21 protein-coding genes and 1 pseudogene are annotated in these 25,146 nt (G+C 67.7%); 11 read left to right on the plus strand and 11 right to left on the minus strand.

The window, feature by feature from the left end; translation table 11 throughout:
* Nucleotides 1-22 precede the first annotated feature (22 nt).
* The 6 genes from AC07M7_RS09110 (at nucleotide 23) to AC07M7_RS09135 (ending at nucleotide 8,138) form a co-directional block, all read left to right on the plus strand.
* Entirely contained in the window at nucleotides 23-676 is a 654-nt protein-coding gene (locus AC07M7_RS09110; RefSeq protein ID WP_046986178.1) for a DUF3348 family protein, read from the plus strand.
* 10 nt (nucleotides 677-686) lie between these two features.
* The gene (locus AC07M7_RS09115) at nucleotides 687-2,951 is read left to right on the plus strand and encodes a DUF802 domain-containing protein (RefSeq protein ID WP_253077802.1); all 2,265 of its coding nucleotides are present in this window, start codon (nucleotides 687-689) and stop codon (nucleotides 2,949-2,951) included.
* Nucleotides 2,948-3,586 carry an OmpA family protein gene (locus tag AC07M7_RS09120; RefSeq protein ID WP_046986176.1) on the plus strand — a complete coding sequence of 213 codons (639 nt, stop codon included), beginning with the start codon at nucleotides 2,948-2,950 and terminating at the stop codon, nucleotides 3,584-3,586. The genes AC07M7_RS09115 and AC07M7_RS09120 overlap by 4 nt, the downstream gene beginning before the upstream one ends.
* Entirely contained in the window at nucleotides 3,516-3,953 is a 438-nt protein-coding gene (locus AC07M7_RS09125) for a DUF2894 domain-containing protein (RefSeq protein WP_495207205.1), read from the plus strand. Before AC07M7_RS09120 ends, AC07M7_RS09125 begins: the two co-directional genes overlap by 71 nt.
* 384 nt (nucleotides 3,954-4,337) lie before the next feature.
* Entirely contained in the window at nucleotides 4,338-6,656 is a 2,319-nt protein-coding gene (locus tag AC07M7_RS09130) for a TonB-dependent receptor (RefSeq protein WP_495207206.1), read from the plus strand.
* Between the two features lie 21 nt (nucleotides 6,657-6,677).
* Nucleotides 6,678-8,138: an esterase-like activity of phytase family protein gene (locus tag AC07M7_RS09135; RefSeq protein WP_495207207.1), complete on the plus strand. Its 1,461-nt coding sequence runs from the start codon at nucleotides 6,678-6,680 to the stop codon at nucleotides 8,136-8,138.
* A gap of 63 nt (nucleotides 8,139-8,201) precedes the next feature.
* Here AC07M7_RS09135 and AC07M7_RS09140 read toward each other — a convergent pair.
* From AC07M7_RS09140 to AC07M7_RS09185, 10 genes and pseudogenes are all read right to left on the minus strand, one after another.
* Nucleotides 8,202-8,646 (minus strand): annotated as a pseudogene (locus tag AC07M7_RS09140) (REP-associated tyrosine transposase).
* Nucleotides 8,647-8,832: 186 nt separating this feature from the next.
* Nucleotides 8,833-9,591 carry a 2,3-dihydro-2,3-dihydroxybenzoate dehydrogenase gene (locus AC07M7_RS09145; protein WP_495207208.1) on the minus strand — a complete coding sequence of 253 codons (759 nt, stop codon included), beginning with the start codon at nucleotides 9,589-9,591 and terminating at the stop codon, nucleotides 8,833-8,835.
* Nucleotides 9,582-13,472, minus strand: a complete 3,891-nt coding sequence (locus AC07M7_RS09150; protein WP_495207209.1) for an enterobactin synthase subunit F — start codon at nucleotides 13,470-13,472, stop codon at nucleotides 9,582-9,584. Before AC07M7_RS09150 ends, AC07M7_RS09145 begins: the two co-directional genes overlap by 10 nt.
* The gene (locus tag AC07M7_RS09155; protein ID WP_046986169.1) at nucleotides 13,469-13,726 is read right to left on the minus strand and encodes a phosphopantetheine-binding protein; all 258 of its coding nucleotides are present in this window, start codon (nucleotides 13,724-13,726) and stop codon (nucleotides 13,469-13,471) included. The genes AC07M7_RS09150 and AC07M7_RS09155 overlap by 4 nt, the downstream gene beginning before the upstream one ends.
* A complete protein-coding gene (locus AC07M7_RS09160; protein WP_495207210.1) occupies nucleotides 13,726-14,358 on the minus strand; it encodes an isochorismatase family protein in 633 nt (210 codons plus the stop codon). Before AC07M7_RS09160 ends, AC07M7_RS09155 begins: the two co-directional genes overlap by 1 nt.
* Entirely contained in the window at nucleotides 14,358-16,010 is a 1,653-nt protein-coding gene (locus AC07M7_RS09165; RefSeq protein ID WP_495207211.1) for a (2,3-dihydroxybenzoyl)adenylate synthase, read from the minus strand. The genes AC07M7_RS09160 and AC07M7_RS09165 overlap by 1 nt, the downstream gene beginning before the upstream one ends.
* Nucleotides 16,007-17,200: an isochorismate synthase gene (locus AC07M7_RS09170; RefSeq protein ID WP_495207212.1), complete on the minus strand. Its 1,194-nt coding sequence runs from the start codon at nucleotides 17,198-17,200 to the stop codon at nucleotides 16,007-16,009. The genes AC07M7_RS09165 and AC07M7_RS09170 overlap by 4 nt, the downstream gene beginning before the upstream one ends.
* Nucleotides 17,197-18,393, minus strand: coding sequence for an MFS transporter (locus AC07M7_RS09175; RefSeq protein ID WP_495207213.1), 1,197 nt, complete (start codon nucleotides 18,391-18,393; stop codon nucleotides 17,197-17,199). The genes AC07M7_RS09170 and AC07M7_RS09175 overlap by 4 nt, the downstream gene beginning before the upstream one ends.
* A gap of 154 nt (nucleotides 18,394-18,547) precedes the next feature.
* Nucleotides 18,548-18,859 carry a DUF3817 domain-containing protein gene (locus AC07M7_RS09180; protein ID WP_049403974.1) on the minus strand — a complete coding sequence of 104 codons (312 nt, stop codon included), beginning with the start codon at nucleotides 18,857-18,859 and terminating at the stop codon, nucleotides 18,548-18,550.
* 154 nt (nucleotides 18,860-19,013) lie between these two features.
* Nucleotides 19,014-19,949: a TIGR03571 family LLM class oxidoreductase gene (locus AC07M7_RS09185; RefSeq protein WP_495207214.1), complete on the minus strand. Its 936-nt coding sequence runs from the start codon at nucleotides 19,947-19,949 to the stop codon at nucleotides 19,014-19,016.
* Nucleotides 19,950-20,015: 66 nt separating this feature from the next.
* On the opposite strand from AC07M7_RS09185, the gene AC07M7_RS09190 reads away from it, so the two are divergent.
* The 5 genes from AC07M7_RS09190 to AC07M7_RS09210 all read left to right on the plus strand — a co-directional run bounded on the left by AC07M7_RS09190 (nucleotide 20,016) and on the right by AC07M7_RS09210 (nucleotide 23,986).
* Nucleotides 20,016-20,465, plus strand: a complete 450-nt coding sequence (locus tag AC07M7_RS09190; protein ID WP_495207215.1) for a GNAT family N-acetyltransferase — start codon at nucleotides 20,016-20,018, stop codon at nucleotides 20,463-20,465.
* A 147-nt stretch (nucleotides 20,466-20,612) separates the two neighbouring features.
* Nucleotides 20,613-22,124, plus strand: a complete 1,512-nt coding sequence (locus AC07M7_RS09195) for a thioredoxin family protein (RefSeq protein ID WP_495207216.1) — start codon at nucleotides 20,613-20,615, stop codon at nucleotides 22,122-22,124.
* A 325-nt stretch (nucleotides 22,125-22,449) separates the two neighbouring features.
* On the plus strand, nucleotides 22,450-23,079 hold the full coding sequence (locus AC07M7_RS09200) for a superoxide dismutase (RefSeq protein ID WP_495207217.1): 630 nt from the start codon (nucleotides 22,450-22,452) through the stop codon (nucleotides 23,077-23,079).
* Entirely contained in the window at nucleotides 23,076-23,651 is a 576-nt protein-coding gene (locus AC07M7_RS09205; protein WP_295381218.1) for a flavin reductase family protein, read from the plus strand. The genes AC07M7_RS09200 and AC07M7_RS09205 overlap by 4 nt, the downstream gene beginning before the upstream one ends.
* Complete coding sequence (locus AC07M7_RS09210; protein WP_495207218.1) at nucleotides 23,651-23,986, plus strand: tetratricopeptide repeat protein; 336 nt, start codon at nucleotides 23,651-23,653, stop codon at nucleotides 23,984-23,986. Before AC07M7_RS09205 ends, AC07M7_RS09210 begins: the two co-directional genes overlap by 1 nt.
* 5 nt (nucleotides 23,987-23,991) lie before the next feature.
* On the opposite strand, the gene AC07M7_RS09215 is transcribed toward AC07M7_RS09210, so the two are convergent.
* Nucleotides 23,992-25,140, minus strand: a complete 1,149-nt coding sequence (locus tag AC07M7_RS09215; protein ID WP_046986157.1) for a fatty acid desaturase family protein — start codon at nucleotides 25,138-25,140, stop codon at nucleotides 23,992-23,994.
* Nucleotides 25,141-25,146 lie beyond the last annotated feature (6 nt).

A 25,146-nucleotide genomic window follows, 5' to 3' on the forward strand; every position in this document is an offset into this window, starting at 1 on the left:
GTTTTTGGCCCCTCACCCCTTGATGGCGAAAGCAGCGCAGCCGGTCCTGGGTGGACCGGAATTCCTCCGCCTGCTCGCCCGTCTCAGCGACGGCGCGATGCCGGCCAGCAGTCCCGCCCTGACCGATCGCCTCGGCCAGTGGGTGGACTGGAGCCGTGCCGTGGCCCTGTCCGGAGCGCTGGGCGGACGCCTGCCCGAGCCCGGCGAGGCCGCCGAAGCAGTCGAGGATGTACTGGCCGACTGCGCCCAGGCCCACGCCAGCCTGCTGGCCTCGATCAGTGAGGATGCCGAGGCCGAGCGTCTGCTGGACCTGGCCGAAGCTGCCGCTGCGCCCAACTTTGCCTCGCTGCGCCAGCGCTACCGGGTGCTGCAGCAGGCAATCCAGACCGCCACCGGGGGCCTGCGTGGGCGCCTGCGCGACCAACTCGTGCAGGTTTCGCCTGAGCTGGCGCGACTGGCCGAGGTCGATGCGGTGATGGAACAGACCCTCACCCCGCGCGAGCACAGCCTGCTGGCCACCGCGCCGGCGGTGCTCGGCGCCCGTTTTGAACGCGTGCACGGCCAGCCCGGCTGGCGCGCGGCCTTCCGCCATGACATGCGCACCCTGCTGCTTGCCGAGCTGCAGCTGCGCTTCCACCCGATCGAAGGGCTGCAAGACGCCCTGCGCTCCCACTGACCGGAACACCATGTCCAGAACTGCTTTCCATGTCGTTGTTTTCCTTGTCGGCCTGCTGGCCGTGTGCTGGATCGGCATTGGCTACGTTTCGGTGCATCCGCTGGGTGCAGCGGTGGCGGCAATCATCGCGGCCTGCTACATCGCCGGTGGCGTGGAGCTGTACCGCTACCGCCAGGCCAGCAACGGCCTGCGCAGCGCACTGAGTGACCTGTCCAGCGCGAAGGAAAGCCTTGCCCCCTGGCTGGAGCGCGTGCCGATGGGCCTGCGCAACGCCGTGCGCCTGCGCGTGGAAGGCGAGCGCACCGCCCTGCCCGCGCCGGTGCTGACCCCGTACCTGGTTGGCCTGCTGGTGCTGCTGGGCATGCTCGGCACCCTGCTGGGCATGATGGACACGCTGCGTGGCACCGGCCTGGCCCTGCAGAGCGCAACCGACATGGCCGCCATCCGCGGCTCGCTGGCGTCGCCGGTGCAGGGACTGGCGGTGGCATTCGGCACCTCTATCGCTGGTGTGGCCAGCTCGGCCATGCTCGGCCTTCTGGCCGCGCTGCTGCGCCGTGACCGCCTGCAGGCCGTACAGCAGCTGGATCGCGCCATTGCCGGCGACCTGCACCCGTACTCGCAGGCCTGGCAGCGCGCCGAATCGTTGCGCCTGCTGCAGGCACAGTCCGCCGCGCTGCCTGCGCTGGTCGACCGCCTGCAGGCGATGACCAGCACCTTTGAACAGCATAGTTCGGCCGCCAATGAGCGCCTGCTGGCCGGCCAGGCCGAGTTCCTGACCCAGAGCCAAGCGCTGCAGGAACGCCTGGCCGTCTCGCTGCAGCAGTCGCTGCGCGAAGGTGCCGAAGCCAGTGCCGCCGCGATTGGTGGTGCGCTGCAGCCGATGGCCGAGACCACGCTGGCTGGCCTGGCGCACCATGGTGAAGCGCTGCACGCCCGTGTCGAACAGGCCGTGCAGCAGCAGTTGTCTGGCCTGAGCGTCGGTTTCGAACGCAGCCGCGTGGCGACGGAAGCCAGCTGGGCCAAGGTAGTGAGCGAGCAGACCCAGGCACAACAGGCACTGGTGAGCGATCTTCGCCAGCACCTGCAGGCCTTCAGCGACGGCCAAGGCACGCAGGCCGAAGCACTGGTCACGCGCATCGGCGAGCGCCTACAGGCCGATGCCAACGGCAACGCCGAGGCCTGGCGCGCCGCCGCCGAACAGCAGCAGGCATTGAATACTGCGCTGGTCGAACGCCAGCAGCAGGCGTTGCTGGCCGCCAGCGAGCATCTGGACGCGCGTGCGCAGGCGCTGCTGCAGGCACTTGAACAGCACCACAGCGCCAGCCAGTCGCTGCTGCAGGATCATGAAGAGCAGCGCTCGCAGCAGTGGCAGGCCGCGCAGGCCGCCGCTGCGACCGCGCACGCCGAACTGCAGGCCAGCCTGGACAGCCGCGAGCAGCAGCGCCAGGCGCGCTGGGACGCGGTCAGCGCCGAACTGCAGCAGGCCCACGCCGCGCTGCAGACCCAGCTACAGGCCGGCGACGAACAGCGCCTGCAGCGCTGGAGCGATGCCCTGCAGCACGTTTCCACGGAGCTGGCCGAACGCCTGCAGGCCAACGGCGAACGCCTGGCCGCCCAGCAGCAGCAGGTCTGCGACACGCTGGCAGCAACCGCGCAGCAGATCGGCGAGAACGGTCGCGCGCAGGCCAGCGCCACACTGGCCGAAGTGTCCACCCTGCTGCAGACCGCCGCCGCTGCGCCGAAGGCTGCTGCCGACGTCATCACCGAGCTGCGCAGCACGCTCTCCGAGAGCCTGGTGCGCGACAACGCGATGCTGGAAGAGCGCGGCCGCCTGCTGGCCACCGTGCAGACCCTGCTGGATGCGATCAATCACGCCTCGCACGAGCAGCGCACCGCGGTGGACGCGCTGGTCGGCGGTTCGGCCGAGCTGCTGGAACGCGTCGGCAACCGTTTCACCGACCGTATCGCCGCCGAGACCGGCAAGCTGGATGGCATTGCCGCAGCACTCAGCGGCAGCGCGGGCGACGTTGGCCAGTTGGCCGGCACCTTCGGCGAAGCGGTCGCGCAGTTCGGCAGCGCCTCCACCGAGCTGTCCGGCCGCCTGGAACAGATCGGCGGCGCACTGGATGCCTCGCTGGCCCGCAGCGATGAGCAGCTGGCCTACTACGTAGCGCAGGCGCGCGAGGTGGTCGACCTCAGTCTGCTGTCGCAGAAGCAGGTAATGGAAGAACTGCAGCAGCTGGCCGCGCGCCGCGGCAAGGCCGGCAACGCATGAGCGACGAGCTGGAGGTCGACGGCGGTTCGCACGCCCCGATCTGGGCCGCCTTTGGCGACCTGATGTCGGTGCTGCTGGGCGCGTTCGTGCTGATCCTGGTCGGTGTGGTCGCGGTGCAGCTGGAGCTGTCGCAGCGGCTGGACCAGGAAGTGAAGCAGCGCCAGGCCGAAGCCAAGCGCCTGCAGACCCTGGAACAGGCGCTGGCCGGCCCGTTGGCCGCCGGTCGCGTGACCCTGGTCGATGGCCGCATCGGCATCAGCGGCAGCGTGTTGTTCGCGCTGAACTCCGACCAGCTGCAGCCGGAAGGCCAGGAGCTGCTGCGCAGCCTGGCCGCACCGCTGGCTGCTTACCTGGGCACTCGCGAAGAGATCCTGATGGTCAGCGGCTTCACCGATGACGCGCCGGTGCGCGAAGGCAACCGGCGTTTCGCCGACAACTGGGAGCTGTCGGCGCAGCGGTCGCTGACCGTGACCCGCACCCTGATCGCCGATGGCGTACCGGCCGACGCCGTATTCGCCGCTGCCTTCGGCAGCGAGCAACCGGTCAGCTCCAATGCCAGCGAAGATGGCCGCGCGCGCAACCGCCGCGTGGAAATCGCACCGATTCCCAAGCCCAAGGCCGCGGATGCCAAGTAAGCCGCCAGCATTGGATGCGCTGCGCGCGCTGGTGCGCGATCTCGAAGCGGGATCGCGTTCGCTGCCGCATTACCCGCAGGTGCCGATGCTGCAGCAGGTGCAGCGCGAGTGGTCGGAGCTGCGCAGCGAACTGCAGGTACGCCGTTCGCTCCGCACCGAGGCCCCGGCCGATGGCGGCCCGTTGAACTCGGCGGTGCTGGTGCAGCGCATGCTGGACACGATGCAGTCGACCAGCCCTGGCTACCTGCGGCATTTCATCGACTACGTGGACACCCTGTCGTGGCTGCAGGCGCTGCAGGATGGCGCCGCCAGCGGCGGCGATACCGCGAAGCCGAAGCGCACGCGCAAGCCGCGCAACGCGGGTTGATCGCGCATTGATGCCGACCTCGTTCGGCGCTCCTGACCCGACAAGCCTGACCTGCCCCGGTAGATGCCAACCTTGGTTGGCGCTCCTGACCCGACAAGCCTGACCTGCCCCGGTAGATGCCAACCTTGGTTGGCGCTCCTGCGACAGAGCAGCGCAGCGTCTGTTCGACGCCGCGCATGCCAACCAAGGTTGGCATCTACCAATGCATGCATCGGCATGCCACGCGCATAGCGGTGTCACCAGACAGTCATCTGTCTAGCGCACCATTTTCACGCTGACCCACGGCATCCGCAGCGCCCGCCGGTCGCATCGGCTGTCTCCCCTTTTGAAATCCATGAGCTCCGCGCCCATGCGGTCGCTCGTGCCTGCCTGAGTGTCCGTAACATGACGAAGACTTTGTTGGCCGCTGCGCTGTCCCTGGCGCTCGCTCCCGCGGCCTGGGCGCAGGATGCTGCCCCGACCTCCAGCACGCCCTCCGCCACCAACCTCGATGCGGTTTCGGTGATCGGCAGCGGTGAAGCGCGCCAGGTGCAGCGCATCACCCGCGAGAACCTCGACATCCTGCCGCCGGGCACCAGCCTGCAGAAGACCCTGAACCTGCTGCCGGGCGTCAACGCGCAGTCGGCCGATGCGCTGGGCACCAACGAACAGTCGATGACCCTGAGCTTGCGCGGCTTCAACTCCACTCGCCTCGGCTACACGCTGGACGGCGTGCCGCTGGGCGACGGTGCGTACAACAACTACAACGGCCTGACCATCAACCGTGCGCTGATCAGCGAGAACATGGCCGGCGCCGAACTGGCGGTGGGCATCGGCAGCCTCGGCACGCCGTCCACCAGCAACCTCGGCGGCACCATTTCCTACACCTCCGACCGCCCAGCGCAGGAGCTGGGGGGCCGCGTGGTGCAGACCTTCGGCAGCGATGCCAACCGCCGCACTTTCGTGCGCGTCGACAGCGGCGAGTACAACGGCTTCTCCGGCTACGTTTCCGGCATGAACGCCGTCTCTGATCTGTGGAACGACCAGACCGCCTACAACATGTCCACCACCAAGCAGTTCAATGCCAAGGGCGTGTGGAACTTCGGCCGCGGCCAGATCACCGGTTTCGTCGATACCTCGCGCACCACCCAGGCGGACTACTTCTACCTGTCCAAGGACGAGATGTCGCGCGGCCTTGGTTGGGACTGGGGTGGCTATGCGCCGGACTGGAACAAGGCGGTGGCCAAGGCCTACTGCAATACCGCCAGCCTCAACGCGAAGAAGTGCGACAACAGCGGCCCGGACAAGGACGCCGATGGTGCATTCACTGCCGGGCAGATCCTGCGCGATGACAACCTCTACTACCTGGCCGGCGATTTCTTCCTGGCCGATGGCTTCAGCCTGCGGGCACTGGCTTACCACCACGATGACCGCGGCGAAGGCCACAACTGGAACAGCGGTGCGTGGTCGAACAAAGGCACCGCGCAGGAAATCCCGATCATCTTCCGCAACACCATCTACACCATCGACCGCGATGGCGGCACGCTGTCGTTCGACTGGGAGCTGGGCGCACACCGCCTCGAAGGTGGCGTCTGGTACGAACGCAATACCAGCAGCGCCGAACGCTACCAGACGGCGGTGGACGGCCCACGCGACCTCAGCGGCATGAACACCCTGCCCTCGGATGTGGGCGTGTTCGGCCAGCGTACGCGCTGGAAGACCCACCAGTTCTTCCTGAAGGACACCTGGCGCCTGCTTGACGACCGTCTGACGCTGGAATTCGGGGCCAAGAGCCCGCACGCCACCTCCGATGCGCAGGCGCTGCCCGGCGATGCGAAGACGCCGATCTCGCCCAGCTCGAACAACCAGTTCGCCACCGGTTCGCTGAAGGCCAGCAGGAATTTCCTGCCCAGCGTGGGCGCCAACTTCCGCCTCAGCGAGCATCACGAAGTGTTCGCCAGCTACGCCGAGAACATCGCCATGTTCCAGGGCGGCTTCAAGCTGGGCCCGCAGGCGGTCAGCCAGGCCACCTGGAACACGCAGGGCAACCTGAAGCCGGAAGAATCACGCTCGCTGGAGGCGGGCTATCGCTTCGTCACCGATACGTTGCAGGCATCGGTCGCTGCCTACAGCGTGCGCTTTGACAATCGCCTGCTGCAGTACAACCCCTGCGATTCGCGGCAGCCGGTCGGCCCCACCTGCGGCAACCGCTTCTACAACGTCGGCGGCGTCGACAGCCGCGGTGCCGAGCTGACCGTGCTGTGGACCCCGAACGAGCACTTCAGCTGGTACACCTCGGCCTCGCTGAACCGTTCGACCTACGCCTCCAACTACGTGCAGGCCGGTGTCGAGCAGCAGATCAAGGGCAAGATCCAGACCGATACACCCAAGCAGCTGCTGGCCACCGAGATCACCTGGCGTGACAACGGCTGGTTCGCCAGCCTGCGCGGCAAGTACACCGGCGAACGCTTCTACACCTACACCAACGACCAGGGCTTCGGCGGCTTCACCGTGTTCGACCTGGCCGGCGGCTACGACTTCGGCCAGATTGGCTTCGCCAAGGGCATGCGCCTGTCGTTCAACGTGACCAACCTGACCAACAAGCGCTACGCCAGCAACCTGGATTCGAGCGTATTCGCGCCGAGCGACCCGGCCGGCAAGCTGTACGTGTTCCATGCTTCGGCACCGCGCCAGGTATTCGGTACGATCGACCTTCGCTTCTGATCGACCACCCGGAGTCCACCGATGCTCGCGACCGCCCTGCTGCTGGCCACCCTCTCCGCCGGCGGATACTCCGCTCCACACGAGGCCGCTGGCGCACCGCCACGCACCCTGCAGTTGGGCGGTCGTACTTACGTGGATAAAGGCCTGGTCGCCGCCGGGCGGCTGCCGGCAGGCACGGTGGACTTCCTCGGCGACACTCTGGGCTCGTTCTCGTCGCTGGCGGTACAGCCTGGCACCTGGAAGCGCACCGCCAGCGGCTACGAAGGCGTGCTGTGGACACTGCCCGACCGCGGCCGCAACGATCCCGAGGCCGGCCTGTTCTACGACTACACTGGACGCGTGGAGCGCATGCAGCTGCGCATCGACGTTACGCGAGGCAAGCCCGGTGCGCTCGGTACGCTGTCGATGGTCCCGGACAAGGGCGTGGTGCTGAAGGACTTCAACGGGCAGCCGTTCACCGGTGCCGACCCGGGTGAGCACACGATCACCCAACGCGATGTGGTGCTGCCCTCGCCGGCCAGCGGCGCGGGCGCCGGCAAGGTTTCGCTGGATGCGGAGTCGCTGCAGTTCACCGCCGATGGCCATTTCTACATCGGCGACGAGTACACCGCCAACGTCTACTACTTCGATGCGCAGGGTCAGCTACAGGGCGTGATCGTGGCGCCCCCTGCGATCAGGCCGCAGCGCGAGGGCAAGCCGGCGTTCGGTTCGCTGGCGCCACCGCAGACCGGCCGCCGCAACAACCAGGGCGTGGAAGGCATGGGCCTGTCACCCGACGGCACCCGCCTGTTCGTCGCCCTGCAGAGCGCCACACTGCAGGACAGCGCGCAGGGCAACGCGGCGGGCCGTATCAACACCCGCGTACTGGTCTACGACGTGACGGCCTCGCCGACGCCACAGCAACCTATCGGCCATTACGTGATGGCCCTGCCCGCCTACGCGCAAGACGGCAAGGGCAAACTGGACCGCACCGCCGCGCAGAGCGAGCTCCGCGTGCTGGACGACCATCGCTTCCTGCTGCTGGCCCGGGATGGCAATGGCCTGGGCAAGGACGTCGACGACCCGATCGTCTACAAGTCGGTGTTGCTGGTGGATGTGGCCGATGCCAGCAATCTGGCCGGCAGCACCTACGAAACCGGCACGACCTCGGTACTGGCTGATCCCACCGGTACCACGTTGAAGGCAGGCGTCGTGCCCGCACGCAGCGACGAACTGCTGAACCTGCTCGACCGCCCGCAGCTCGCGCGTGCCGGGCTGGATCTGGACATGATGCGCGGCCCACATGCCGGGCTGCTCTCGGAAAAGTGGGAAGCCATGGACGTGCTGCCGGCGCTGGACCCGCAGCATCCGAACGACGTGCTGTTGTTGATCGGCAACGACAACGACTTCATCGCCCGTCACTGCCGCATGCAGGGCCAGCCCTGCGATAGCCCGTACGACAACGACAACCGCGTGCTGGTGTACCGACTGACCCTTCCCTGACCGCAAGGGTAGTGCCGCAACCGTCTCGCTCGAAAGCCTGGTAGTGCCGGCCGCTGGCCGGCATCACGCCCAGACCGACCACGCATGCAGATACTCGCCAATCTGCTCGGCAATACCGGCGCGTACCGGGTTCCCCTGGATGTACAGGGCTGGCCGCGCCAGCGACTCCTCAGCCCTCACGGCGTGGTCGAAGTAGCCAGGCTGCCACCGTAATTCGAAGACCCGCCAGGCGATTCAGGGCAAGCGCGCTCGACGACTTCATTCGGCGCGCAATGTCTGGAAGGTGAGCTGCACGCAGCTCGAACATCCAGTGGACGTGATCCGGCATGACGACCCATGCGAGTGACTGCAACGGCCCCCGCCGCTCGATGTAATGAAACGGGTCGATTACACATGCCACTGCAGCTTCGCTTTCAAAGAGCCGGCGGCGCTGATGTGTGGTCGTTGTCAGAACGTAGACCTGACCGACAATGGAACGCCGGCCCAGGCGGAGGCGGTGGCTGCTCATGCGCCATGGTGGGTCCATCATTGGGCGTTGAGAGTCAGGCCAAGCCTCGACGGGTGTTGGGAGATACCTGAATTTGAATGAGGTTGCCGGCCAGCGGCCGGCACTACCAGGGGCATTGGATCGCCAGCCAGCGGCCGGCACTACCGTGGCCATGGGTTTCCGGCCGGCGGACGGCATTAGCAGGAATCACCCGCGCAGGGTGGCGCCGCCGTCCACGTACAGGTCGCTCATCGCCACGTGCCCGGCCTGCTCGGAGAGCAGGAACATCACCGAGTGCGCGATGTCCTCCGGGGTGGCCAGTTTGCGCATCGGGATGCCGGCCTTGTACGTCTCCAGGTTGCCAGCAATCACCCGCTCTGCGCCATGCTCGTCCTGCCACATGCCGGTCTGCATCGGGGTCAGGGTCGATCCCGGGGCGACGATGTTGCAACGGATGCCGAGCGGTGCCAGCTCCAACCCAAGGCAGCGGGTGAACATCGTAGCGGCTGCCTTGGATGCCGCGTAGGCGGCCATGCCGTGCCGAGGCACGCCCGCCGCATTCGAGCTGACGGTGACGATCGCACCCTGCCGACGTGGTGACATCACCCGCGCCAGCGCACGCCCGACATGGAACACGCCATCCGCATTGACTGCGAAAACCCGGCGCCAATCGTCATCGGTGGTGTCGGTCACCTCGCCCACGTGCAGCACCCCGGCCACGCTGGCGGCGAGGCCGATCGGCCCGATGCTGGCTTCTACACGATCCACCAGCGCATCCACCGCTGCACTGTCGGTCACATCAAGGGCAAACGCCTGCACACGTGCATCCGCGACCACGGGCGCATCGCGATCGGTCGCCACCACAGTGCAGCCGGCCTCGACCAACAGCCGTACCAGTGCCTCTCCGATGCCACCGGATGCACCGGTCACCAACGCCACGCGGCCTTCAAAACCGGTCAACTGCATGTTGCGATCTCCTGTTGCTCATCCCAATGGCGCAGGCGCGCCGACAACCATGGCGCCAGCTGCGCCACCGCATCGCGGCCGGTCAGCTCAGCATGCAGGAACGGCAGTTCAAGTGCCTGCACCTTGAGTGCGTGTGCACGCCACAACGCCGATTTCAGCTGCGGCCGTGCCTGATGGTCTCGACCCGCGCGCACATGCACCAGCGTGCCCACGAACGGCCGATGATGATGCTCGCGTATCAAGCGATTGGTGCCGGTCACCGCACGCACTACACCATCCAGCACCACGTCCGGCAGGCTGCCCAGCGCGCTGCCGCCACGACGCAGGAAACCAAGGATGCGCTCACGGCTGTCCAGCTCCGGATGCGCATCCGGATCGTGCCCGGCAATGGCCAGCAGCGCACGCAGCGCCGCAATCGGATCGGGTTCCGGCTCGGCGCGCCAGCATTCGCTGGGATAGGCGTCGAGCAGCACCAGTTCACCGACTTCACGCCCGATTTCATGCAGGCGCACCGCCATCGCCTGGGCGAGGATGCCCCCCACCGACCAGCCCAGCAGATGCACCGGTCCGTTCGGTTGTAGCGTGACCACCCGTTGCACATAGTCATTGGCCATTACTTCGATGCTGGATGGCAACGGCTGCTTCGGATCCAGCGCCGGCGACTGCAGGCCGTACACCGCGCGTGCCGGCTGCAGGGCGCGCGCCAGCGTCCGGTAGTTCCAGGCGATGCCACCGGCCGGGTGCAGCACGAACAACGGAGTGGGCCCATCAGCGTCAGTCGCAGCCAGCGAGATCACCGGCCCCAATGCGTGGTCGGCCAGCGCCGGCGGTTCGGCAATGCGCGTCGCCAGTGCGGCCACGGTCGGCTGCGCGAACAAGGCACCCAGGCCGAGGTCGCAGCGCCAGCGTTTTTCGATGGCCAGCAGCAGGTGCACCGCCGAGAGCGAGTCGCCGCCGAGGCTGAAGAAGTCCGCATCCACCGCCACCGGTATCTCGCGGCCCAGCGCCTGTGCGAACAGCACGGCCAGTTCCTGTTCCAGCGGCGTGCGCGGCAACAGTCCACCTGCTTCCTGCTGCGGTGGTTTCGGCAACGCGTTGCGGTCCAGCTTGCCGTTGGCGGTCACCGGCCAGTGCTCCACGCCGACGAAGGCCGACGGCACCATGTAGTCCGGCACGCGCGCGGCCAGATGGCTGCGCAGGGTGGCGGCGTCTGCCAGCGCGGACGGCACATAGGCCACCAGCCGGGCATCACCGGGGGCATCCTGGCGCAGCAGCACCTCCACCCGCTCCATGCCAGGCAGTTCGCGCAGTGCCGCCTCGATCTCGCCCAGTTCGATGCGCAGGCCGCGCAGTTTTACCTGATGGTCGCTGCGGCCGAGATATTCGACCGCACCATCGCGGCGCCAACGGGCTACGTCGCCGGTACGGTAGATGCGCTCGCCCGCCCGGAACGGATCCGCAATGAAGCGCTCGGCGGTCAGATCATCGCGACCGAGATAGCCGCGTGCCAGCTGCATCCCGCCCAGGTACAGGTCACCGGCCACGCCGACCGGCACGGGTTGCATCCGGGCGTCCAGTACGTACAGGCGGGTATTCCAGACCGGGAACCCGATCGGCACCGGCCGCGAATGATCCTGCGCCGACGCCGGCCAGTAGCTGACATCCACCGCAGCTTCGGTCGGGCCATACAGATTGTGCAGTTCGGCCTGCATGCGCGCATGGAAACGATCACGCAACGACGCGTCCAGCGCTTCACCGCTGGTGAACACCCGGCGTAACTGCAGGCCTTCGGAGGCCTGCGCGGCAAGGAACGCGTCGAGCATCGACGGCACGAAATGCGCCGTGGTGATGCCATGCCCACGGATCAAGCGCGCCAATTCAGTGGGATCGCGGTGCGCATCGGGCCCGGCGACCACCAGCGTGGCCCCGCACAGCAGTGGCAGGAAGAATTCCCAGACCGAGACATCGAAGGTCGCCGGGGTCTTCTGCAGCACACGGTCATCGGCGCGGATGCCGTAGTGCTCGCGCATCCACAGCAGGCGGTTGACGATGGCGCGATGCTCGATGACCACGCCCTTCGGCTCGCCGGTCGAACCGGAGGTATAGATCACATAGGCCGCATCGCTGGGTGCAGGATCGGCCCACGGCGCGGCGAAGCTCAGCGCGGTCCACTGCTCGGGCGCGAGCACCGGCACACCAGCCATGCGCGCCGAAACCTCCGTCGCAGCCAGTACGCAGACCGGCTGCGCCGAGGCGAGGATACGTGCCAGCCGCTCGTCAGGATGGGCAAGGTCCAGCGGAAGGTAGGCGGCTCCGGCACGCAGCACCGCCAGCAGCGCGATCACCAGCTCCAGCGAGCGCGGCAATGCCACCGCCACCACGCTGCCCGGGCCGACATCCATTGCCCGCAGCTGTGCCGCCAGCGCGAAACTGCGCGCTTCCAGCGTTGCGTAATCCAGCGTAGTGTCGCCGAACACCAGCGCCGGCGCGTGCGGATCCCGATCCATGCCCTGCTGCAGCAGCTCGACCAGGGTCGTCTCCGGCAGCGCGTGCGCGGTGGCATTGAATCCCTGCAGCACCTGCTGCGCCTCCTCGGGCGTCGCCAGGGGCACGGCTGCGATATCGTCAGCCTGCAGCGCCACCGACACGAAATGCAACAGCCGCGCCGCGTGCGCCTCGACATCCTCGCGACTGTACAGCGCGGGATTGGCCTCGATCTCCAGATCCAGCAGCGCCTGGCCATCGCCACGGAAACCCAGCGTCAGATCATCCACCGGCCCGGTGCACAGCACCTGCAGCGCCGCTTGCACGCCGGGCAGGGCCAGCGGCTTGTAGAACGGCTGCACATTCACCAGCGGACCATGCAGCCGCTGTTGCGTGCCGACTAGACCGAGATCACGACGCAGCTGCTCTCCGCGGTAGCGGCCGTGCTTGCGCCCCTGGCTGAGCTGACGGCCCAGCCCGCGGGTAAAGGCCTCGACGCTGCCCTCGGCGGCCGCCACGCGCAGCGGCAACACATTCATCACCATCGCCGGCACCCGCGCCGACGCGTTGCCGAGCCGCCCCATGTAAGGCACGCCCAGCACCACTTCATCGGCAGCGCTCATCCGCCGCAGGTACTCGGCCGACAACGCGGCCAGCACGTCCGGCCAGGGCTGCAGCCAACGAACCGACGCCTGCAGCAGCTGTTCCCGGAATGCCGCATCGAGCGGCTGTACCCAGCGCAGCGCGTCCTCACTGGCAGCGAGCGTACCGGCCAGGCCGACGCCCGCCGGTGCGCCCTGCATGTGCGCGCGCCACCACTGCCCGGCCTGCGCCCGGCCAGGATCGGCACGATAAGCGGCATCATCAGCCAGCACGCCCGCCAGCCCTGGTAGTGACTCACCGGCACGACCGGCATACAACGCGCACACCCGGTCAGTGAACAGCGCCATGCCGTAACCATCGGCCGCCAGATGATGCGCGCGCAGGTACCAGACCCAGCGCTGGCCACCCAGATCGAACAACACCTGCTGGCTGATCCGGTCGCGGGTGGGGTCGACCGGGCTCAACCGGTCAGCGCACATCAGGCTGCGTACCGCAGCTGCGGGATCCCCCTCGGCGGAAACATCACGCACCGAAAGCAGCGGCACATGTGCCGGGTCATGCCACTGCAGCGGCTGGCCATCGGCACCTTCGACAAAGCGCAGTGCAAAGGCCTGGGCCTCACCCGCAGCCTGGTCCGCCGCTGCGACGAACGCGGCCACGTCCAGCGGACCCTCGATCCACACAGCATGGGCAGTGTTGAACGACGGATTGTCCGATGCCAGCCGCTGCGCGAACCACAGTCCGGCCTGGGCCTCGGTCAATGCCACCGGCGTGGCCAGCGCGACGGCGTTCATGCGTTCTGCGCGGCCTGCAGCGTCTGCACCACGTTCCACCACTGGCGCAGCGTCGTGTGTTCGGCCAACTGCGAGAACTCCAGCGGCAGGCCAGTATTGCCCCAGGCCAGGACCAGGCCGAGCATGCGCATCGAATCCAGGTCCAGGTCGATCAGGTTGTCGTCGTCACCGATCTCGGCCGGCGTGCACTCCAGCACACGCGCCACATCGGCGCGCATCCGCTCCAGATCCAGCACCTCACCCGTGGCAGCCATCACAGCACCTCCAGCAGCTGGTCGGTGGTCATCGGCACCCCGCTGGTGCGCGCGATCCAGTACAGCGCCTGATCGTGATCGGCACGCGAGAAGTCCGCCACCGCATCGGCGGCGATGAAGGCCTCGATATCACGCTGGAACGCCTCCACCACGGTCGCGGTGCAGCCTATATGGGCGTACACGCCGGTCACCAGCAGCTGGTCGCGCCCACGTACCCGCATCAGCGTCTCCAGGTTGCTGCGCTGGAACGCGCTGTAGCGGTGCTTCACCAGCACGTGCTCACCCGGCTGCGGTGCCAGTGCTTCGATGATCGGTTCGTGGTCGGCGCTGCGGCGCATGCCCGGCCCCCACAGGTCGGCCTGCAGGCCACGGTCGCGACGGTCCTGGTCACCATGCTGGGCGGTGTAGAACACCGGAATGCCGTGCGCGCGGCAATGCGCCAGCAGGCGCACGATATTGTCCACCGCCGGCCGCAGCGGCGCACTGCCAGCGTCGAACGCCGCCAGGAAGTAACGCTGCATGTCATGCACCAGCAGCGCGACACGATCACGCTGCGGGCGCCACGGGCCACGCGCCTGCGGCAGCTCGGCGGCGGTCGGCAAAGGGTAATCGGTGATACGGGGCAGCGCCATCAGCGCGTTCCTCCTGTCTGTTGCAGATGACGCGCACGCAGTTGCGCGCGCAGTTCGCGGCGGCTGATCTTGCCGACCGCGGTGGTATCGAAACTGTCAACGAACACGACCTGGTCCGGCACCTTGAAGGTAGCCAGGCCGCGCGTACGCATCCAGGCCTTCAGTGCCGGCGCCTTGATCGGCTCACCCTGCTGGATCACGAACGCGCAGCTGCGTTCACCCAGGTACTCGTCAGGAATGGAGACAACGGCGGCGTCGAACACACCCGGATGGGCCAGCAGATGATCTTCGATCTCTTCGGCGGAGATTTTCTCGCCCGCGCGGTTGATGTGGTCACCTGCACGCCCCTGCACCACCAGGTAGCCGCCCGGCAACTGCTGCACACGATCACCGGTGCGGTAGAACCCATCGTCGGTGAACGAGCGCGCATTGGCCACTGCATCGTTGTGGTAAGCACGGATGGTGTACGGGCCGCGGGTCAGCAGATGGCCCACTTCGCCTTCGGCCACCGACCGATCGTGGTCATCGACCACCCGCACTTCGTCATCCGGACTGATCGGGCGGCCCTGGCAGGCCACGATCAGTTCCTCCGGATCATCCAGGCGGGTGTAGTTGACCAGTCCCTCGGCCATGCCGAACACCTGCTGCAAGGTGCAGCGCAAGCCATCGATCACGCGCAGTGCGGCTTCCGGCACCAGTTTGGCGCCGCCTACCTGCAGTACCTGCAGGCTGGACAGGTCATGCTTGCTGCTGGCGGCCGCCTGCGCCCACAGCAGCGCCAGCGGCGGCACCAGGCCACAGCACGTCACGCGCTCGCGGGCGATCAGCGGGAACGCTGCATCCGGGCCGGGGCCGGGGCTGAGCACCACGCGGGCGCCGGCATACAGCGCACCGAAGAAGCCGGGCGAACTCATCGGGAAGTTGTGCGCGGCCGGCAGCGCGACCAGATACACGCTGTCGCGGTCGATGCCGCAGATGTCATTGCTGGCGCGGAACGAATAGATGTAGTCGTCGTGCGTGCGCGGGATCAGCTTGGACAGGCCGGTGCTGCCACCGGAGATCTGCAGGAACGCCACCGACTGCGGATCCGGGTCGGCCGGCAGCTGGCTGCGGTCGCCCTGCAGCGACTCCAGCGCGGTGAACTCCGCTGCATCGCCATCGATGACCACGTGGCGCACCGCAGGTACGTCGGCCTGCAGCGCCCGCGCGAGTCCGCGATGATCGAAGCCGTCGTGCAGGTCGGCAGTGATGTAGGCACTGGCCTCGGCCTTGTTCGCGAAGTGCACCAGCTCGGTGATGCGATGCGCAGGCAGTGCGTACACCGGCACCAGTCCGGCCCGGAACAGGCCACAGATCGTAGTGATGAAGCCAGCGGTGTTGCCCAGCTGCACCAGCACCCGCTCACCGGGCTGCAGGCCGAGTGCCAGCAGGCCGGCACCGATGCGACCGGCTTCGTGCCACAGCTGCGCATAGCTCAGGCGGACGTCACCAGCCACCACCGCGATGTCATCCGCATAGCGTTCCGCGCGCTCGCGTAGGAACGCCGGGAAGGTCTCGCCACGCCAGTGACCGGCCTCGCGATAGCGCGCCATCAGTTCATCAGGCCATACCTGCTGCAGTGGCAGGCGGGAAGAATCAGCGGAGGTATTCATGCGGCAGGCTCGATGGCGGGCGCCGATTCATGGACACCCAGCGCGTTCAACAGGGCAGCGAACTTGGCTGCGGTTTCAGCCACTTCAGCCTCGGGCTGCGAATCGGCAACGATGCCGGCGCCTGCGTACAGGCGCAGCTGCGTGCCCTGCAGGCGCGCGCAGCGGATCGCCACGTACCAGTCGCCGTCACCCTGCGCGTCCAACCAACCCACGGCGCCGGCATAGAAGCCACGCGGGACCGGTTCCAGCTCGCGGATGCGCTGCAATGCCGCCAGCATCGGTGTCCCGCATACGGCCGGCGTGGGATGCAGCTGCGCCAGCAACGCGGCGGCAGAGGTCTGCGGATCCTTCAGCGTGGCGTGGATGCGGGTGCCCAGATGCCACATGCTGGCAGTCGCATGCAGCGCCGGCCGCGGCTGTGCATCGATGTGGCTGCAGTACGGCGCCAGGCCATCGACGATGGCTTCGACCACGTGGCGATGCTCGTCATGGTCCTTGCGCGAGGCCAGCAGCGCCTGCGCGGCACGCTCGTCCTCGGTGGCATCGGCGCTGCGGCGTGCGGACCCGGCCAGCGGGTGCGACAGCAGCTGCACACCACGCTTGCGCAGCAACAGCTCCGGCGTTGCGCCAACCAGCCAGGCCGGGGCCCGCCCCAGTTCGACCGGCAGCGGCACCGCATAGGTGGCCACCGAGGGGTCCGCACCCAGCCGTGCCAGCAGTACGTCCGGCGAAAGCGCTTGCTGGGTGCGGGCCAGCAGGCTGCGCGCCAGCACCACTTTGTGCAGATCCTGTTCGGGCGCGCGCAGGGCCTGCACGGCAGTGGCCACGGCGGCGGCATAGTCCACCGCTGCGGGCTCGGCACACAGCTCCCCCTCCAGCGGCGGCGCCGCCTGCGGCTGCAACGGCAATGGCGGCAGCAGCCGCTCGGGCTGGTACAGCGCATCGTCAGCACGCGGCTCGAACGGCACTGCGCCAACCAGCAGGCCGGGGCCGCCACGCTGCTGGGCGAAGAACTCCGCAACACGCTCAGCCAGGGTTGCCAGCGCGCCACTCGGCAGCGCGGCCCGGCAACCGCGCGCATGCACATGCTGACCCGCATGCTGCAACAGGAACAGTGCAGCGTCGTCGATGGCCTCCAGGGCCGACGGCGCCGCCTCCGGCCACGCGCCCTGCATCAGTGAATCGTTCATGAGGTCTCCTTCATCCGATACGCGGCGGCCAACGCGCACAGCAACAGCAGCAGCGCACCCACCAGCAGATAAGGCAGGCTGGGCCCACCGCGATACAACAGCGTGCCGAGCATCGGTCCGGCCACCATGCCCAGCCCCTGCGCGGCAGCAACGGTGCCGGCGGCAGCACCCTGCTCGTGTGCTTCCACCGCGTCGGCAGCCAGCGCCTGGAACGAGGGGAACACGAAACCCATGCCGAACGCGGCCAGCGCATAGGCTGCCGGCAACTGCCAGGCCTGCTGAACGCCGGCCACCGAAGCGAAGCCGATGCCCGAAATCAATGCGCCCAGGATGATCCAGCGCCGCGGATGCACCTCCAGCTTCATCACCAGCGCCTGCGCCAGGATCAGGCCGACGCCGACCGCAGTGAGCGCGATACCCGCCATGCGTGCGCCCGCCGCTGCTTCCAGGCCAAGGCGGTCGATCGCGAAGAAGCCGACCGTGACCTGCGCGATGGTCACCGAGACCATCGCAATGAACGCCGCCAGCTGTGGCAGGCGCAGGCGCGGGTCGAGGCGGCTCATCGGCTGGCGGCGTTGCGCAGAAGCGCTCTCCACCGGCGGTGTGGCCGGCAACCGCCACGCCAGCAATGCCAGCGCAAGCAGCGGCAACAATGCGGCCACATACAGCGCCAGCGACAGATTCGTATAGGCCAGCCAGCCAGCCGCTGCCGGCCCCAGAACCATCCCCAATGCGTTGGCGCTACCCAAGCGGGCGAGGAATTTCGCACGCTGCCCGGTCGGTGCCTTGTCGGCGATCAGCGCGGCTGCGGTAGGAGGCACCGCGGCGTAGAACAGGCCGATCAAGCCACGCGCACCGACCAGCACCAGCACCGACACCAGAACCGGCGGGACTGCCTGCAGGGCAACGTCGATGAACACCGCCAGCGCGATGTAGACCACGGTGTAGGCACTCATCGCCAGCATCAGCACGCGCTTGCGGCCGATGCGGTCGCTGAGCTGGCCCCAGGGGCGCGCGGCCAGCATCCACAACACGCCTGCGGCGGTGACTGACAGCCCGGCATGCCACTCGGACAAACCGAGCATGCGGACCACCGGGCCGATCACGGCAACGAAGGACATCATCGCCATGGTGCCGATCAGGGCAGCCAACACCAGCGCCGGCAAGCCGGGAACGACGGGACGTGCGTGCATGAAACACCAGCCGTAGCAGGAAAGGATTGGCCGGGCGCACCTGCGCGCCCCACCCGGCGCCGACCCTGTTCAGGGCCCGATGCCATCCTTAAATGATAACGGCTCGTATTTGCATTTGATACCCATTCTCTTGAATGGGCACGCAACAGTGGGTTCAGCGCATTGCACGCAGGCCGAGCAGGCCACGGCGCTTGAACCACCACTCCAGCGGCAGCGTCACCAGCGGCGGGATGGCTGCCAGCAGGGCCAGGGCACTGGCCCACCACGGCCAGCGCAGGCGCACCGCCGCAAACAGGGTGACTGCCACATAGACCAGGAAGGCCACGCCGTGCAGCGGCCCGAACACCTTCACCAGCGCCACGTTGGCCATCGGCCCGTACTTCATCCACATGCCGATGAGCAGGCCGGCCCAGGTCACGGCCTCGATGAAAGCGACCGCAGCGAACAGGCGTCCGGTCGGGTGCATGGGGGAACGTTGGGTCACGCGGGGCTCCGGCATCGGGATATCAAATGCGAATGATACGCAGATGCGAACGTTCCGGACACCGGCGGGTAGCGCCGGACCCTCCCCGGCGAGCGCAGCCGTGGCAACGATACGGTGTATCCACCAGGGTGGACACCTACCGGAGCGTCTGCGGCAGCACCTGCTCCCCGATCTCGCGCAGCACCGCGTCCATCGGTCGCCCGTTGTCGACCAGATTGAATATCACATGCGCCACGCCCTGCGCATGCACGCGCAGCAGATAGTCACGCAGGCCATCGCGGCCGACCTTCAGGCCCAGCGGCAGCGGTTCCGGCGGCGCCTGTGGATCCGCCTGCAGGTCCAGCAGCATCGACTGCACGAACGGCTTACCTGGCCCGCCGCGCTGCGCCAGCGCCTGCTGCCACAGGCCGATGCGTCCTTCCTGTGCGGCTTCCTCGCGGTGATAGGTGGCCCAGCCTTCGGCCTCGCGCGCGATCCACTGCAGGCTCTGCCGCGCGGTACCCACCACCAGCATCGGAATGCGCGCTGCCGGCGCCGGCAGCACGTCGAAGCCGCCCGTCGCCTGCAGTACGGCGGCCCGCTCACCGGCCTCCGGTGACAGCGCTGCGCGCAACAATGTCCAGCGCTCGCGGAACATCGCCGCCCTGCCCTCCAGATCCTCGCCGAAGGCGGCGAATTCTTCCGGGCGGTCACCCGAACCCAGGCCGAGCACGAAACGCCCGTCGCTGATCCGGTCCAGGCTCAACGCGGACTTCGCGACCTGCAACGGCTGCCGCAGCGGCAACACAATGGCCGCGCTGCCGACCACGATGCGCTCGGTCGCTGCGGCAAGCATGCCCAGCCACAGGAACGGATCGTCCAGCGCGCTCGCTGTCGCATCCGGGCCCTGCGGCACCATCAACGGCACATCGCGCGCCCAAAGCGCGGCAAAGCCGAGATCGTCGGCCAGCCGCGCAATGCGCCGCGCTTCGCGTGGATCGGCCAGTCCATGTGCGGCGACAGGCGTCATCAGGCCCAGGCTGAGCCCTTGTTGCGGAAACAACGAAGCGTACGCGGGATTGAAATCACTCATGCCCTCAGCTTAGCGTGCAGGCATGCGGCTGCGATGACGCGCCGCCCACCAAGGAAAGAACGCTGCGTGCCGAAGATCCGCCCCGCCCACATCGACGACGTGCCTGCGATCAGTGCGCTGTGCATGGCCGCCTTCAACGAAGCCGTAGCGCCTTCGCTCAGCGCGGCCGGCATCGCCACATTCGGCAGCGTCGCCGCCGCCGATGCGTTCGCCGCGCGCCTGCAAGGTGACAACCACATCCTGGTGGCCGAGCAGGATGCGCGCGTGGTCGGCGTTGTTGAACTGAAAGAAGGCCGCCATCTGGCCATGCTGTTCGTCGACCCCGCCTGTCAGGGCCGGGGCATCGGCCATGCCTTGTTCGAGGCAGTGCTGCTGCGGGTGCGCGAGCCGGTGCTGACCGTGCGCGCCTCGCTCAACGCCGTGCCAGTCTATGAGTGCTACGGCTTCGTGCTGGACGGCGAGGTCGGCGAGTTCAACGGACTGGTGTACCAGCAGATGCTGCGGGCAGCGCCCTGACGGCATCCGCCGGGCACGGTCCGTCGCTACCTGGCAGTGCAACAAAGGCGTCATGCCCTCGCGCATGCCCGTCATAAGCAAACTGCATCAGTCAGCGGCCCGGTCGTTCCTACAATGGTCCATCACCCTGCCCTTCGAGATGTGCCGATGCGCGTCGCGCTTTCCATGTTGCTGCTGGCTTCGGCGCTGAGCGCCTGCTCCCCGGCCCCGGTGTCCACCGCCAACTCCGCCGAGGCGCCCGCGCCGGCCACTGCCATTGCCTGGCGCCAGGGCGACGTCGACGACGCCTTTGCCGAAGCCGCCGACAGCGGCAAGCCGGTGCTGCTGTACTGGGGTGCGGTCTGGTGCCCGCCATGCAACCAGCTCAAGGCCGGCCTGTTCAGGGACCCGGCCTTCATCGCGTTGACCAGCAAGTTCGTTCCCGTCTACCTGGATGGCGACGAGGAAGGTGCGCAGGCGTGGGGCGAACGCTTCGGCGTGCGCGGCTACCCGACCCTGATCGTGCTCGACCCACAACGCAACGAGATCACCCGCGTCGCCGGTGGCAACGATGCCGCCCAACTGACCCGCGCCCTGACAGTGGCGGCGGGCCGCCGCAGCGCGGTTGCCGCCACGCTGGCCACCGCCCTGGCCACACCGGACAGGTTGGCGGCGGAAGACTGGCAGGTGCTGGGCGACTACGGTTGGGAGGTGGATGCCAACCGCCTGGCCGGTGAGCGCAAGAGTGAAGACGTTCTTCGCCAGCTGTCCAGGTCCGCACCGGATGCGGCCCTGCAACGCCGCTTCGCGCTGCTGGCGCTGGCCACCACCGACACGCCCAGCGCGGCACCCACCGAAGTGCGCGAGCTGCTGCAGGCAGTATTGGCACAGCCTGCCGAAGTGCGCCGCAACCGCGAGCTGCTGGGCTATGCAGGCGCCAAGCTGGTGAAGCAGGCCAGCGCAGGGCCGGCCACGTCCACCGCCCTGGGCCAGCAATTGCTGGTGGCATTGGAACGCGCCGACGCCGAGCGTGGTGACCGCGCCGACGATGCCCTGTCGCGGGCCCTGACCGATGTTTCGCTGGTCCGCCAGCAGCAGCCGAAGGGCGCGCTTCCGGCGGCGCTGGTGGAGCGGGTCAGGCAACGCGCGGCCGCCGCCGATGCCGCCGCCACCGATGCCCATGCGCGCCAGGCCACGATCAGCAGCGCAGTCTATGCACTGCGCGAGGTCGGCGATGATGCCGGTGCCGAGGCGCTGCTGCTGGCCGAGCTGAAGCGCAGCGAGCAGCCGTACTACTACATGCCCGAGCTGGCTGAACTGGCGGAGCAGCGCGGCGACACCGCCGGCGCGCTGGAGTGGCTGAAACGTGCCTACGATGGCGCGCAGGGCCCGGCGACCCGTGTGCAGTGGGGCGTGCTGTACGTGGAAGGCCTGCTGCGGCTGGCCCCGGACGATGCGCCACGCATCGAGCAGGCGACCGCCTCATTGATCGCCGAGCTGGAGGCGCAGCCTTCGGGCTACCACCAGCGCACCCGCCAGCGCTTCGAGCGCCTGGCCGGGCAGTTGAAGGCGTGGAGCGGCAAGCACCAGGGCGCGGAGACACTGGCGCGACTGCAGCAGCGGATGCAGCAGGCGTGCGGCGAGCAGGTGGATGGTGCATGCAAGGATTGGTTGAGTTGAGTTGGTGAAAGCGCTGGCGGCTGGTTCACCTGCCGGCGCTTTTTGTAGATATGTGTGGGAGGAGGCTCGGAAAGCGGGTTCTGGTAGTGCCGGGGGGGGGGGGGGCCGGCAACCCGATCTTCACTGATTGCCGGCCAGCGGCCGGCACTACCACGTCGCTCCTGCGCTTGCCTTTGACGCCGTCTCCGCACCTGCAACACGGAATGAATCAAGGCGCCGTCAGCGCACCCATTTCAATCCCGCCCCTTGACCTAAACCAATGTTGAGGTGCGATAACGATCTCCCCACGGCCAGCCACCTGGCCTTCCCCACGGAGATTGCTTCGATGTCGTACTCGCTTCCCCCGCTCCCCTATGCCTACGACGCCCTCGAGCCGCACTTCGATGCGCGCACGATGGAGATCCACCACAGCAAGCACCATCAGACCTACGTCAACAACCTCAATGCCGCCCTCGAGCAGGCCGGCCTTGCCGAACAGCCGGTCGAGGGGCTGATCGCCAACATCGATGCCGTGCCCGAGGCGCAGCGTGGCGCGGTCCGCAACAACGGAGGTGGCCATGCCAACCACAGCCTGTTCTGGACCGTACTCAGCGCCAACGGTGGTGCACCCGATGATGAACTGGCCGCCGCCATCGACCGCGACCTCGGCGGCTTCGATGCCTTCAAGGATGCCTTCACCAAGGCCGCGCAGACCCGCTTCGGCAGTGGCTGGGCCTGGCTGACCAGTGATCGCGACGGCCGCCTGAAGGTTGAAAGCAGCGCCAACCAGGACAGCCCGCTGATGGGCGCTACGGTCGGCCTGTCCGGCAATACCCCGATCCTGGCGCTGGACGTCTGGGAGCACGCCTACTATCTGCACTACCAGAACCGTCGCCCGGACTACATCGGTGCGTTCTTCAACATCATCAACTGGGCCGAAGTCGGCCGGCGCTACCGCCAGGCCCGGGCCTCATGAGCGGCGAGACACTGCCGTACGCCGGGCCGTGGGCGGGGGTCTTCCCCGCCCCGGCCCCGGTGCCGTCGGTCGAGATGCCGCCGCGGGCACTGCGTCGGCTGCTCGGCCACTTTCCTACCGGCGTGGCCATCGTCTGCGCGCGCGATGCGCAGGGCAAGCCCATCGGCCTGACCATCAATTCGTTCGTGCCGGTGTCATTGCAGCCGCCACTGGTGCTGTGGAACCTGGCGTTGCACGCGCAGAGCCTGTCCGCCTTCCAGCGCGCCACCCGCTTTGCGATCAGCGTGCTGGCGGCCGACCAGGAAGCACTGGCCCGGCGCTTTGCCGATCCGCAGGTACGCAACCGCTTCGACGGTCTGGCATTGCTGGATGACGAAGAGGACGCCCCACCGCGCATCGCCGGTGCGGTAGCGCACCTCACCTGTACCCGCCACGCGCAGTGGCCGGTCGGCGATCACCTGCTGCTGGCTGGCCGCATCATTGAGGTACACGAGAATGGTGGTGCGCCGCTGCTGTTCCATCGGGGCCGCTTCCAGCCGGGACCGGCCGAGCTGCTGGTAGAGGTGCGCTGATGAACATCGAGGCTCTGGAATGCATGCTCGCCACCGGCAAGGACGGCGCGCTGCTGCGCTTCGGCCTGGGCAAGGGCTGGCTGGATGCCGGCAACCCGGTGCGTGCGGCGACTCATCTGGGCCGCTGCGTGGTGCTTGATCCGCAGTACTCGGCGGCCTGGAAGCTGCTTGGCAAAGCCTGGCTGGCCAGTGGCCAACCGCAGGCGGCGCGCGAAGCATGGCAACGCGGCTTGAGCGTGGCCGGCAGCAAGGGCGACCAGCAGGCACGCAAGGAAATGCAGGTGTTCCTGCGGCGCCTGGACCGCGATCAAGCGGCCCTGGCAAGAACGGGCTGAGTTGATCAGCCCGCGTTGGCCGATGCCGGTGCGGACATGATGTCCGACATCGGCAGGCGGCGCGGCTTGCTCGGGAACGCGTGGCGCAGGATGCGCCAGACCACCTGGCCGAACTGGCGCGGCAGCGAACCGTTGTTGTAGTGCTGGCCGTAACGGCGGCAGATGTCCTTCACTTCCTTCGCGATGGCCGCATAGCGGTTGGCCGGCAGGTCGGGGTAGAAGTGGTGCTCGATCTGGTGGCTGAGGTTGCCCGAGAGCACGTTGATCAGGAAGCCGCCGCTGATATTGGAAGAACCGCGCAGCTGGCGCAGGTACCAATGGCCGCGCGACTCATTGCGCAGGCACTCCTTCGGGAAGGTTTCCGACTCGGCAGTGAAGTGGCCGCAGAAGATGATCACGTAGGTCCAGATGTTGCGCAGGCCGTTGGCCACCATGTTGCCCAGCATCACGGTGAGGAAGAACGGGCCGGCCAGCAGCGGGAAGAACACGTAGTCCTTCAGCACCTGACGGGCCATTTTCCGCGCCACCGGGCGGGTCTGCATCCACATCGCACGGCCACTGATGCGGCCCTTCAGCCAACGACCCAGGCGCAGGTCCTGCGCGGCCACGCCCCACTGGAACAGCAGCGCGAAGATCGGCGCGATGATCGGCTGCAGCAGGTAGAACGGCTTCCAGCGCTGTTCCGGGAAGATGCGCAGCAGGCCGTAGCCGATGTCATCGTCCATGCCACGCACGTTGGTGTAGGTGTGGTGGCGGAAATTGTGGGTCTTGCGCCAGTTGTCGGCGGTGGCAACGATGTCCCACTCGTAGGTGTTGCCGTTGAGCTTGGGGTCGCCGGTCCAGTCGAACTGGCCGTGCATGACGTTGTGGCCCAGCTCCATGTTCTCCAGGATCTTCGACAGCGCCAGCAGCAGCGTGCCAGTGATCGCGGCCGGCCACAGCAGCGGCATCCAGAACAACGGCGAGAACGCCGCCAGGAACAGCAGGCCACGGCCACCCACGCCAAACCAGCGCACTGCGGCGGCCACGCGGCGGATGTAGCGGGTATCGGAAGCGCCAAGGCTGCCGATCACGCGGTCGCGGATCGCATCGAGTTCCTGGCCGAAGGCTTGCATCTCGGTGGTGCTCAGAGCACGGTCGGTAGCGCGGGTCATGGCAAC

The sequence above is a fragment of the Stenotrophomonas sp. GW821-FHT09E08 genome (assembly GCF_059416125.1).